The organism is Roseibium sp. TrichSKD4 (assembly GCF_000148725.1).
Lineage (GTDB): Bacteria > Pseudomonadota > Alphaproteobacteria > Rhizobiales > Stappiaceae > Roseibium.
The window spans coordinates 998,402-1,010,671 of the sequence record NZ_GL476320.1 but is presented as its reverse complement, the minus strand read 5'-3'; the positions used below and the strand labels follow the sequence as shown (position 1 = coordinate 1,010,671).

Sequence of the window (12,270 nt, the reverse complement as noted above, 5' to 3'; positions counted from 1 at the left end):
GTCGCGTCTAGAAGGACTTCATTAGGATTTCACTATGGACACTTTAAATTACTTCAGTCAAAATCAAATTTCTGAAACAAACTTCAGGATTTCTGAAATTGGCACTAAAGACAGACATGTTGCGCAGCTTTGTCACCGTTGCTCGATGCGGGAATCTATCGGATGCCGCAAAGGCGCTAGGCCGTACGCCTTCGGCAATCTCCATGATGCTCAAGCAAATGGAAGAACATCTCGGCTCCCCACTTTTTGAGACAGATCGCAAAAACAAACTCACAGCACTTGGAATGTTTGCGTTAGAGGAAGCGTCGCGAGAACTTGAGCATTTTGACAGGGCGACCAAAGCAATTGAGAGCTACGCCAAGGCAAAAGCAGGCACCATCAGAATAGCTGTTGTCCCGTCGATCGCCGAAAACATGATGCCACAGATTATCCGGTTGTTTGCAGAGATGCACCCGGATGTTCACATTGACATTCAGGATATGGACTCAGATTCAGTCTTGCGCGAATTGGAACGTGAGAGCGTGGACCTCGGCATCGCAACCGGCTCCAAATTCAGCAGCCGGGTCGAAAGCCACGAGCTGTTTTCCGATGATTTTGGCATCGTTTGTCACACGTCTCACGAAATCGCGAACCTGGACCGACCTGTAAAATGGACAGATCTGCAAATTTGGCCCTTCATAGCCAATGGTCTTTGCGCGCATATTCCGAACGAACATCTGCAGGAACGGGTTCAATCGTCTCGATTGATGGTTCGCAATACGACTTCTCTTTTGGCAATGGTGCGCGCAAATATTGGACTAACTGTACTGCCACGTCTGGTGGTTGACCCACTGGTAAATGACCTCTTGTTCATCCCAATTTCAGAACAACAGCTGAAGCGACAAATTGACCTCCTGCAAAGAAGTAACTCCCGCCTTCCGCCCGCGACTCAGATTTTCCGCGAAATTGTGCTGGCACATGCATCTGAATACGGCGCAAACTGACATTCATTAATATCTTCGAGTATCATCGAATATTAAGATGCAACTATTTATCTCAATGTCCGATTTGAACCCGACAAGGTCCGAATAGAGCCAAGACAAGCTTCGCGATTGCTGAAATCATGCTCCAAAGGGAGTCCGAAGCGATGCGATATTCAGGGTTCAGGGTCATCAAGGAAGCTTTGACCGGGCATAGGGGGTGGGGGCCCGCCTGGCGGGACATCGACCCCAAATCGAGTTACGACTACATCATCATTGGTGGTGGTGGGCACGGACTGGCAACTGCTTATTATTTGGCGAAGGAATTCGGGAAATCTCGCGTCGCCGTGCTCGAAAAAGACTGGATCGGAGGCGGGAATGTTGGTCGCAACACAACGATCATTCGCTCAAACTACCTGTTGGACGGCAATGAACCGTTTTACGAGTTCTCACTCAAGCTTTGGGAAGGTCTTGAACAAGAACTCAACTACAATGCGATGGTTAGTCAGCGCGGAATATTGAACCTGATCCATTCAGACGCCCAACGTGATGCATTCATTCGTCGTGGCAATGCCATGATCCTGAACGGAGCAGACGCCGAGCTGTTAAGCACTGAACAAATACTAAAAAGCTACCCATTTTTGAATGTCGATAACGCTCGCTTTCCAATAATGGGTGGACTGGCCCAGCACCGCGGCGGAACTGTTCGACACGATGCAGTTGCATGGGGTTACGCACGTGGAGCCGACCAGCGCGGTGTCGACATCATCCAGAATTGCGAAGTGACCGGATTCAAGATTGAGAACGGTCGGTGCCTCGGCGTCGATACAACGCGTGGATTTATTGGAGCTCAAAAAGTCGGTGCCTGTGTTGCGGGGTCGTCTTCCAGGCTAATGGCCAAGGCCTCTATGCGCCTACCGATTGAAACCCATGTGCTACAAGCTTTTGTATCAGAGGGTATAAAACCGCTACTGCCCGGAGTCATCACCTTCGGTGCGGGGCACTTCTATTGCAGTCAGTCGGACAAGGGTGGCCTTGTCTTCGGCGGTGATATTGACGGCTATAACTCCTATGCTCAGCGCGGCAACCTTCCCGTAATTGAAGATGTTTGCGAAGGCGGGATGGCGATTCTCCCCATGCTTGGACGCGCGCGTCTTCTCCGCTCTTGGGGCGGCGTTATGGACATGTCAATGGACGGATCTCCGATCATCGATCGCACTCATGTCGACGGCCTCTATTTCAATGGTGGGTGGTGCTACGGAGGATTCAAGGCAACTCCGGCTTCAGGATTTGCATATGCACACCTTCTGGCAACCGACACACCACACCAAACCGCAACAGCCTATCGTTTCGATCGTTTCGCCACAGGGCGGATGATTGACGAAAAGGGCATGGGCAACCAACCCAACCTGCACTGAAGGGGCAGCGGACATGTTGATCAATCATCCCATCTTGGGCCCACGCGATGCAAGCGAATTTGTCTATTTGGGAGATGCCAATCTGATCCATCGACCGGATTGGCAGGCAGAGGACGCCCTCGCCCAATTCACCAAATACGGATATCTGCGTGACAATCCTGCCGGAGAGCATCGAGAACTTTGGTTTCATGAACAAGGCGACCGGTCATGGCTGATCGTAACGCGCAACACATTGACCCATGAAATCAGCAAGGTCGAAATGGCCAGGGATGTGGCCAGTGCAGAGGGACGCTCGAAATGACAAGCCCGAACCGATTAAACGGCGGCCTGATAGATCGGGATCAACCGCTCAACTTTATCTTTGATGGCCGCCAGTATTCAGGCTTCAAGGGAGATACGCTTGCCTCTGCGCTTCTGGCAAACAATGTGCGTCTCATGGGTCGGTCCTTTAAGTATCATCGCCCGCGCGGCCCCATGACCGCGGGCTCTGAAGAGCCGAATGCTCTGGTCGAACTTCGAACAGGGGCGAGGCATGAACCCAATACACGAGCGACCACCGCAGAACTGTTCGAAGGTTTGACTGCAAAGTCTCAAAATCGATGGCCTTCGCTGAAATGGGACGCAATGGCCATCAATGACCGTCTTTCGAGTTTTCTGACAGCAGGTTTCTACTACAAAACCTTCATGTGGCCGACCTCCTTTTGGGAGAAGGTTTATGAGCCGATAATCCGGAAAGCTGCAGGTCTCGGGACACTGAGCCACCAGCCGGATCCAGACAACTATGACAAGGGCTACCTACATTGTGACGTGCTGATCATTGGAGCAGGCCCAGCCGGTCTTGCCGCAGCCCTCACTGCGGGCAATTCAGGGGCCAGCGTCATCCTTGCGGACGAAGATTATCTGTTGGGTGGCCGCCTAAATTCGGAAACCCATACCATTGGAGACGAAAGCGGGGCTGACTGGGCAGCTCAAACGGTGGCTGAACTTCAAACCATGCCCAATGTCCGCGTCATGAACCGCAGCACAGTTATCGGTTCGTTCGACCACGGGGTATACGGCGTTGTGGAGCGCGTCAGTGATCATCGCCCCAAACCCCTCACCGGCAAGCCGCGTCAAATCCTGTGGCGGGTTTATTCCAAACACGCCATCTTGAGTGCCGGAGCCACAGAACGGCCCATTGTCTTTGAAAATAATGATCGCCCAGGCATCATGCTGGCCTCGGCCATGCGTTCCTATGCGAACAGATGGGCAGTCACTCCCGGAAAGGCGCTTGCGGTCTTCACAAACAACGATGACGGTCACAAAACCGCTGTTGATCTGACCACCCTTGGCGTGAGGGTGACGGTCATTGACAGCCGAGAGAATGCGCCTTCATCAGGCTCTTATGAGACGATAGCGGGTGGCAGGATCACAAACACGGCCGGACGCCTCGGACTGACGCATGTCGAGGTGACCACGACATCGTGTACAATCCGGTCGCTGGAAGTTCAGGGGCTCGGTGTATCAGGCGGATGGAACCCGAATGTACAACTGACCTGTCATCAACGCGGCAGACCACAGTGGGACGAGGCATTGTCTGCCTTTGTTCCGGGAGGCGTGCTGCCAAAGGGGCTGGTTCCCGCAGGTGCCGCCAATGGCGTTTTCAGTACACAGTGGGCATTGCGTTCAGGACAGCAAGCTGCAACCGAAGTCCTCGGACATTTGGGAAAGAAGAGCGAAACCATCGCCTTTCCGGAGGCTGAAGATGCACCTGCAAAAATAGAACCTTTTTGGCATGTCCAGGGAGCGAAGCGGGCCTGGGTGGATCAACAAAATGATGTGACGGCGAAGGACATCACCCTCGCGCATCAAGAGAATTTTGTCAGCGTCGAACATCTCAAGCGCTACACAACCCTTGGGATGGCAACAGACCAGGGCAAGACGTCAAACATTGCCGGTTTGGCTATCATGGCAGAAGTCTCCGGCAAGAACATTCCGGAAGTGGGAACTACCATGTTCCGCCCGCCCTACACACCAACCGCTATTGGTGCGTTTGCTGGTCGTTCGCGTGACGAACATTTCAGACCAGTTCGCAAAACACCCAGCCATTTCTGGGCAGAAGAACAAGGCGCAGTGTTTGTTGAAGTGGGTATGTGGCTACGTGCCCAATGGTTTCCAAGAGCTGGCGAAACCCACTGGCGTCAGAGTGTGGACCGCGAAGTTTTACAAACCCGGAATTCCGTGGGTGTCTGCGATGTCACGACCCTCGGAAAAATTGATGTACAAGGCGACGACGCAGCTGAATTCTTGAACAAGGTTTACTGTAATGGCTTTGCCAAACTGGCAGTTGGAAAGACGCGCTACGGCCTCATGCTTAGAGAAGACGGGGTCGCCATGGATGATGGCACCGCGGCTCGACTGGCCGAGGATCATTTTGTCGTAACCACAACCACCGCCAATGCAATCGGCGTCTACAGGCACATGGAATTCGTGCGCCAGTGTCTGTTTCCTGACATGAATGTTCAGTTGATTTCAACGACTGAAGCCTGGGCGCAATATGCCGTTGCCGGTCCCAATTCACGCAAGTTGCTTCAAAAGATCGTCGACCCCGAGTTTCCCATCGACAATGAAGCATTCCCGTTTATGGCTTGCAGCGAAATAACGGTGCGCGGAGGTTTAAGAGCCCGGTTGTTCCGAATTTCGTTCTCCGGCGAACTTGCTTATGAAATCGCCGTTCCCACTCGTTATGGAGACGCTCTCATGCGTTGTCTGATGAAAGAGGGAGAAGAGTTTGATGTCGTGCCCTACGGCACGGAAGCACTCGGCGTCATGCGAATTGAAAAAGGTCATGCTGCCGGAAATGAACTCAATGGGACAACAACTGCTCTCAATCTTGGCATGGGACGCATGGTTTCCAAGAAGAAAGATTCCATCGGCTCTACATTGTCTGAACGTGAAGGCCTTAATGAAGACGACGCGCTAAAACTTGTCGGTTTCAAGCCCGTCGACTTGGCCAACCCGGTTCCTGCTGGAGCTCACTTGATGACAAAGGGCAGTCCGGTCGATGCAAAACACGATCAGGGTTATGTGACGTCTGCTTGTTATTCGCCCAACCTCGGGCATCACATTGGCATCGGATATCTAAAATCAGGTGATACTAGAAAAGGCGAAATTGTTCGTCTCGTTAGCCCCCTGACCAACGTTGATCACGACGTTGAAGTGGTAAGTGCCCATTTCATTGATCCTGAGGGAGAACGTCTTCGTGCCTAACCTACAAGCAATTACGCCACTCGGTAACAAAGAACCGGTCACAGAAACATATGGCCCAGTGACGCTAACAGAAATCACAGATATTGCATTGGCTTCCGTTTCTGCCCGTCTGGGACGTGAACAGGATACAGCTGCCGCGTTGGAGGCGTTTCTCGGCACGCCCCCACCTGGAGCGGCTGAACATTGCGGTAATAACCTTTCAGCATTTTGGATGGGGCCAGATCAGTGGATGATTGAAGCCCCGTTCGAGACGCATGAAGACCTTGCGGCTCGGCTAGCCGGCACCTCTCCAAATGCCTACAGTGTAACGGAACAAACAGACGCTTGGTGCCGATTTGACCTAAAAGGACCATCATTATCAGACCTATTCGAACGGTTATGTGCAGCAGACACCCATGCATTTACAGGCGGAGAAGCCGTTCGCACATCAATTGAACATCTTGGATGTTTTGTATTGTGTAGAACACAGAACCATTTCTCGGTGATCGGTCCTCGCTCTTCTGCCGGTTCATTGTACCATGCGCTGGTAACGGCTTTTCGATCTGTTTTTTGATCAGACCGAGGGTACTGGCCTGTTGCTCTCCACCCTGTAGAGATTGATACGTTTGCGATCGTCCTGAGGTGCGACGCCGAATGTCGACCGATATTGTTTGATAAAAGGCTTTTCACTGGCATAGCCGACAGCTGCAGCGACATCACCGATGCTATCATTTGTGTACATGATAATTTGCCTGGCAGCTTTCATTCGCAAATGCCGGAAATAACCACTTGGATTCTGGCCGGTTGAATGTTTGAAAACCCGTTCCAAATGCCTCGGAGACAGATTGACCTGTCCAGCGATGTCAGCAACTGAAACAGGCAAAGACAAGTCTTCCGAGAATATAGCTATAGCCTGTTTAACTATACTGGACACATTCGAAGCTTCGCAGTCAAACTTCTCTACTGGAACAGATTGTTTCACGCCAAGTTTGCGAATAACCGGATGCTGGAACCAGCAAGCCACCTCATTTGCGACATCTTCATTCAACGATTCCTCTATCATCCAGAGGGCCAAATCAAAGGCGGCAGCGGCTCCCGATGCTGTGACATGTCGTTTTGAAATCTCGATCACATTGCTACTACGATCCATGTGAGGAAATTCAGCTGCAAACGCGAGTTCATAACACCAGTGAACCGATAGACGTTCGTGATCCACAATACCGCTGCGAGCGAGTGGAAAGACACCTCCGCTGATCGCCCCGAGTTTGCAGCCATGACGTTCAATTTTGCGAAGTCTGGACGTAGTGCGATTGTCTGTAAATTGTACGGAGGGCGCCGCAAGTACCAAGAGATATGACAACCTATTGGCTGCTTCTAGGGAAAACTCAGGGGCAAAGACAATGCCCGCGCTGGATTCAATACGATCTAGCGTCTCCCCAACCAGACACCATTCGAATGCGGATGTCCCAGATATTTCGTTGGCTGCACGAAGAGGCTCAATGACTGAGGTCAGGCAAGACATTGGGAAACCCGGGAACAGTAAAAAACCAATTTTAGTCGTCACTTTTTGCTCCAACACGCACACACTGATGTCAGAAATTTTAATCACAGTAAATTATTTTACAACACAGTAAACTTTGCACTACGCTCGTAAGACAAGTGGAAGTTTCACAAAAAACAATGTAGTGCTTTGGAATTGGCCATAAAATGAAGCAGTTAATTTGATGACAGAGTTCTTTCAAGATCCACACAGTGTCCGCGAAGAACGCGAAAAAGTACTCGAGGTCGCGATAGGCCGAAAGGTTCGAAGTTTTCGAAAACAACGCGGCATTACTGTCGCGGAACTCTCCAAATTGACTGACCTATCCGTTGGAATGCTGTCGAAAATCGAAAACGGAAATACGTCCCCTTCTCTCACCACGCTTCAAAACCTTTCACGTGCGCTTTCTGTTCCGCTCACCGCTCTTTTCAAAGGGTATGAGGAACGCCGGGAAGCCATTCACACAAAGGCAGGCAAGGGTGTTGAAATCGAACGGGATGGAACACGAGCAGGTCACCAGTACAAGTTGCTCGGCCACATTGGTGCGAATTCCAGCGGAGTTATCGTTGAACCCTATCTGATAGTCTTGACTTCAGAGTCCGATACATTCGAGACCTTTCAACACGCTGGTATTGAAACCATCTACATGCTGGAAGGTCGCATAACCTATCGCCATGGGGTTGAACTCTATGATCTCACTCCGGGCGATACTCTATTTTTCGATGCCGATGCGCCACATGGACCGGAACAGCTCGTAGAGCTTCCCGCGCGCTATCTGTCGATCATCAGCTACCCGCAAAAAGGTTGAACTCTTCCGTCCAATTGATGCTTTGCATCATCAGCATTACTTCTGTAGCTCAGGTTCTATTTCAAGGTCAGGCCATACTCCAGGAGATGTCGCCAAACCATCATCATATCGGCTCAGATAATCGAGCATCATTGGACGGTTAGCGATAAACCCCTTGTAGGTTGCCAGTTCGTCAGGCAGATCCCGAATGACCCGGTGCAGTCTACGACCCCATTTCGGAATAGTAACGAGATCCTGAAATGCGATCAAATAGCACCGGATTGGAAACACCAGAGCATTTGAACGCGGTAGCCGGAAAAAAGTCTGCAGTTCAACCCGCAGGTGCTGTTTGGCACCGATATTCTTGGGCGTCAGTGTGGTCTTTTGCACGCCCCATTTGTGATAGTTTTCAGGACTTGTATCAAGCAGCGGGTTTACCGTCATGGTCCAGTTCAAGCGCCGCGCGGGCGCACCCTGCTGAATGTTCAACAAGAACTTCAAAGCCCGTTTAAAAATACCCATCTCATGCGCGAGCGGCACTGGCGCGTGCCATTCAAAGAAGTTCATCCCGATATCAAAATCGAGAGACCAATCAGCCTGGGTTGTCACCATGCCTGCATCCATCCAGAGCATATCATCGCGCTGATCTAGGACACACCAATCTCCTTGTGCTTGCCTGGTGATGTACTCCATCGGCCCGTATGGCAACGTCGTTTCGTCCAGAAACGTGAATGTGTCGTCAATCTCCATTGGTTTATTGACCCATCGCCAAGTATCACCATTGCGATGCAGTTCAAATAGCTCTGGATAGTCTTCTGACTTAGCCACCATAATCAACTCAAGGAGGTCCCATCCCGCCAGTGTCATGTGTGGCAGAGACTGACATCTCAAGGGATCTTCAGCCAGCACAAGCGCTCGATCGTGCATTTCTGAAACATAGTGCTCATCTACATCAAAGCGCTTTTCATAGACCGAGCCTTCCGGACCACCTCTATGCTGCTCCATGTTGACCGAATACATGTAGCTATCTTCATGGAATGGAAACGGAAAACGCTGGATGGCCCAGTCAGAGTTATGAAACGTGTAATCGCCGCGGAAGCTTTCCTTGTTGAACTGTATGGTCATTGTTCATCCGTTCCTATCGATCCAAAATCAGGCTCTTGCCGACAAACCGGCTCACACAGGGCATGATTTTCTTTCCGTTTGCGTGTTCGTCATCATCAAGCCAGTGGTCACGATGAAGAAATTCACCTTCAGATTCGATGACGTTCGTCTCGCACTGGCCGCACGCACCGCCCCGGCATAAAAATGGCGCATCGACACCACTTCGTTCCATGGCTTCAAGCAGGCTTTCGTTTTCGCCGACCTGGATCAGCATGTCTGACTTGCATAACCACACTTCGAACGGTTTGCCGGGTTGAGGGGCCAAGAACTCCTCAGAATGAACGTTTTCTTCCGGCCAACCATGAGAGGCTGTCATCGAATGCACCCAGTCGATCATACCCTTGGGCCCGCAAACATAGACATGAGTGCCGAGGGGTTGTCCATTGAGCAGGTTTTCCAGTGCTATGGATTGTGCCTGGTCGTCGAAATAGACTTGCACTTTGCTGGGATAACGTTTCTTGAGCTCATCCGCGTAAGACCCCAGCGCTCGGGAACGGCACGAATAATGGAGTTCCCACGCCCCCCCCATCCGTTCCAGATGAGCGATCATAGCCATAAATGGAGTTATGCCGATACCGCCAGCAAGAAACAGATGTTTTTTGCCACGCAAATCAAGAGGAAACAAATTGACCGGGTACGTGATGGTGAGTTCATCACCGACAGAGACATTCCTGTGAAGGAACAGCGACCCTCCGCGCCCGTGATCGTCACGACGCACCGAAATGGCATATGTGCTTAAATCTGAGGGATCCGACATCAATGAGTAGGGATTCAGTCGGGTTCGACCGCCATCATTCAACTCGACAATTGTGTGTGCCCCTGGTGAAAACGGCGGGAAAGGTTCGCCGTCCGAACGCGCAAATTCGAATCTAGTCACCAACTCGTTCAAAGGCGTGACCGCACTGATTGTTACGTCAATCTTTTCCGCTCCTGCGCGGACTTTCTGAGGCGCCGCGCTCATGAATAAAGCTCCACGGGTACTGGAATGTTTCCGGGATCTTCAGCATCGACCCTGACGCCTTGGAACGCAGCAAGGCGTCTGGAGTAATGGTCGCGCACGAACAGATTCAGGCCACAGTGACTGCACACAAACGGATCGGTTGTCACATCTTCCGTTATCCCCTTGCAATGCACACATTGCATCCGGCGGGCCACGGAACCCCGATGTTCAGACTGTATTGCCGTGTGAGGAATACCTGCTTGCATCGCCTCATTTTGCGCCTGACCTATCAGTCCTTCGGTTCCCGCAAGATAAACCTGCAATCCCATGTGAGCGCCAGACAACACTCGACGAATGCGCGGGACTGATGCGTCATAGCTTGGACCAACATAAAATTGTTCCGGATCAAGGTCGGCCAAACTTCCAATGTAGGTTTGCCCCGTATCCTTCGGAATGAAGATCACATGGGAGTTTTTAAAAATGTCTGGATTGTGCATGCCTAGATCAAGCAAAGCTTCTGCCCCCTCTGCATCAGCAATCATCAGATGCGCCTTTCCTTGCTTGGGCTCCAATGTGCCGTAGACGGGGCGGCTGGCAATACTGTCGGGGAATGTGAATCTGGACATTCTCTTCGTCTCGTCCCTACCAGTTGATGCAAAGATGAAAACACCGCATTCACGCAGCTTTCACAGGCATGGTTATCCTTTGGCAGTTCGGATGGCCTTGTCCCTGTCATAGAAAGGCATTTCTTCTGCCACACAGGAAATCTCAGTTCCATCTGCATTGCGGACGGTCATGGGGGTGCCGTTTACGGCGCAGGCAACCGGCATACGGGCGATGCCGACATTATGGCCGTTAAGATCGGAATTCATGCCATAAGTCACGGCACCAACCACTTCACCATCCTTGATCAGCTCTGCCCCCTCACCTGCCGGTGTAGTGCCTTCCAATCGGACGCCGAAAATCTTGAAGCGTTCCTTGCCCTTGAGGGCATAGTGGTTTTCTGAACCACGAAACCCTGTTTTTTCGGGAGAAACCGTGAAATCAAGACCAAGTTCCCAAAGGGAATCACCACATGCCTGGTTCGGGAATGGGTACGTCTCGGAGTTGTCCCCTGGGTAAAACAGCAGATAGCTTTCCGTGCGCAACAGGTCCAGGGTGGAGAACTGAACAGGCACAATGCCCATGTCTTTTCCGTCCTCAAGGATCGCGTCCCACAGCTCGAGAGCATGGCGGGCTTCACAGAAGATCTCGTAACCTCGTTCGCCTGTATAGCCGGTCCGGGAAATCATGACCGGTTTGCCAAACAATTTGGTCTGCATAATGCCAAAATAAGCAAGATCCCGAATTCCCGAAACGTGCTTTGCCAAGAAATCTACCGCTACAGGACCCTGCAAGGACATATCATGGAGGTCGTCATCGAATATCATGGCGACATTTTTGCCATAGGCAGCCATTGCAAGGCTTTCATGCCCCATACCGGTTCCGTGAACCAGGAGCCAATTGTTGACCGACAAGCGATAAATCACACAATCATCGATAAACAGGCCCCGGTCATCGAGCATCGTAGCGTACACAGCACGACCGGGCATTAGCTTGTCGACATTTCGGGTGGTGGCTCGATCGATAACAGCTGCAGCATGCGGTCCACTCAAGTGGACCTTCTTCAGTCCAGATACGTCCATGAGGCCGGCCTTAGTCCGGACAGCCTCATAATCGGCCTTGGCGCGTTCAGGAGTATCGTCATAGAACCAAGCGGTTCCCATGCCATTCCAATCTTCGAGCTGGCCGCCAATCTGGGCGTGGCGTTGAGCCAGCGCCGACGTCCTGTAAATGATCGCCATCAAAATCCTCCCCGAACTTTTCCCGTTGGCAATATTCAGACTGAAGTCAGATCAAAAATCAACATTTTCATTCATATTTTTTTACTGTTAGGAAATTTCATTGTCGACTCAAAGGCAAATTATCAGCCAATTCACCCTGACTCAAACATTACCTACCAGTAAAAAAATTTGACAGATAAGAAAATTCCGGCATCGTGGACGGAAAAACAAATCTGAGAATTAACAGAATATCTGAATGGGGAGACGCAGATGGACGGCAACTTAAATGCGCTAACTACAGTGTTCACGGAGTTTTATTACTGGGTAACAGTAGTCTTCATGTTCCTGATTCATGTGGGTTTTTGCATGTATGAAGTCGGAGCGAGCCGACGGCGCAACCACATGCATACG

The 12,270-nt window shown here is 51.2% G+C and carries 11 protein-coding genes; 6 read left to right on the top strand and 5 right to left on the bottom strand.

Annotated elements, in window-relative coordinates; translation table 11 throughout:
• The first annotated feature begins 98 nt into the window (after window positions 1–98).
• From TRICHSKD4_RS25445 to TRICHSKD4_RS25425, 5 genes are all read left to right on the top strand, one after another.
• A complete protein-coding gene (locus TRICHSKD4_RS25445) occupies window positions 99–983 on the top strand; it encodes a LysR family transcriptional regulator (protein WP_009760150.1) in 885 nt (294 codons plus the stop codon).
• Between the two features lie 143 nt (window positions 984–1,126).
• Entirely contained in the window at window positions 1,127–2,377 is a 1,251-nt protein-coding gene (locus tag TRICHSKD4_RS25440) for a sarcosine oxidase subunit beta family protein (protein WP_009760149.1), read from the top strand.
• 13 nt (window positions 2,378–2,390) lie between these two features.
• Window positions 2,391–2,678 carry a sarcosine oxidase subunit delta gene (locus TRICHSKD4_RS25435; RefSeq protein WP_009760148.1) on the top strand — a complete coding sequence of 96 codons (288 nt, stop codon included), beginning with the start codon at window positions 2,391–2,393 and terminating at the stop codon, window positions 2,676–2,678.
• Window positions 2,675–5,626, top strand: coding sequence for a sarcosine oxidase subunit alpha family protein (locus tag TRICHSKD4_RS25430; protein ID WP_009760147.1), 2,952 nt, complete (start codon window positions 2,675–2,677; stop codon window positions 5,624–5,626). The genes TRICHSKD4_RS25435 and TRICHSKD4_RS25430 overlap by 4 nt, the downstream gene beginning before the upstream one ends.
• A complete protein-coding gene (locus tag TRICHSKD4_RS25425) occupies window positions 5,619–6,179 on the top strand; it encodes a sarcosine oxidase subunit gamma (RefSeq protein ID WP_009760146.1) in 561 nt (186 codons plus the stop codon). Before TRICHSKD4_RS25430 ends, TRICHSKD4_RS25425 begins: the two co-directional genes overlap by 8 nt.
• Here the strand turns inward: TRICHSKD4_RS25425 and TRICHSKD4_RS25420 are convergent, their stop codons facing one another.
• Window positions 6,180–7,214, bottom strand: a complete 1,035-nt coding sequence (locus tag TRICHSKD4_RS25420; RefSeq protein WP_208993178.1) for a GlxA family transcriptional regulator — start codon at window positions 7,212–7,214, stop codon at window positions 6,180–6,182.
• A 115-nt stretch (window positions 7,215–7,329) separates the two neighbouring features.
• On the opposite strand from TRICHSKD4_RS25420, the gene TRICHSKD4_RS25415 reads away from it, so the two are divergent.
• Complete coding sequence (locus tag TRICHSKD4_RS25415) at window positions 7,330–7,953, top strand: XRE family transcriptional regulator (RefSeq protein WP_009760144.1); 624 nt, start codon at window positions 7,330–7,332, stop codon at window positions 7,951–7,953.
• Between the two features lie 36 nt (window positions 7,954–7,989).
• On the opposite strand, the gene TRICHSKD4_RS25410 is transcribed toward TRICHSKD4_RS25415, so the two are convergent.
• The 4 genes from TRICHSKD4_RS25410 to TRICHSKD4_RS25395 all read right to left on the bottom strand — a co-directional run bounded on the left by TRICHSKD4_RS25410 (window position 7,990) and on the right by TRICHSKD4_RS25395 (window position 11,880).
• Window positions 7,990–9,057, bottom strand: coding sequence for a DUF3445 domain-containing protein (locus tag TRICHSKD4_RS25410; RefSeq protein WP_009760143.1), 1,068 nt, complete (start codon window positions 9,055–9,057; stop codon window positions 7,990–7,992).
• 13 nt (window positions 9,058–9,070) lie between these two features.
• Complete coding sequence (locus tag TRICHSKD4_RS25405) at window positions 9,071–10,057, bottom strand: PDR/VanB family oxidoreductase (protein ID WP_009760142.1); 987 nt, start codon at window positions 10,055–10,057, stop codon at window positions 9,071–9,073.
• Complete coding sequence (gene dmmA, locus TRICHSKD4_RS25400) at window positions 10,054–10,662, bottom strand: dimethylamine monooxygenase subunit DmmA (protein ID WP_009760141.1); 609 nt, start codon at window positions 10,660–10,662, stop codon at window positions 10,054–10,056. The genes TRICHSKD4_RS25405 and dmmA overlap by 4 nt, the downstream gene beginning before the upstream one ends.
• Before the next feature lie 72 nt (window positions 10,663–10,734).
• Window positions 10,735–11,880 carry an aminomethyltransferase family protein gene (locus TRICHSKD4_RS25395; RefSeq protein ID WP_009760140.1) on the bottom strand — a complete coding sequence of 382 codons (1,146 nt, stop codon included), beginning with the start codon at window positions 11,878–11,880 and terminating at the stop codon, window positions 10,735–10,737.
• Between the last annotated feature and the right edge of the window lie 390 nt (window positions 11,881–12,270).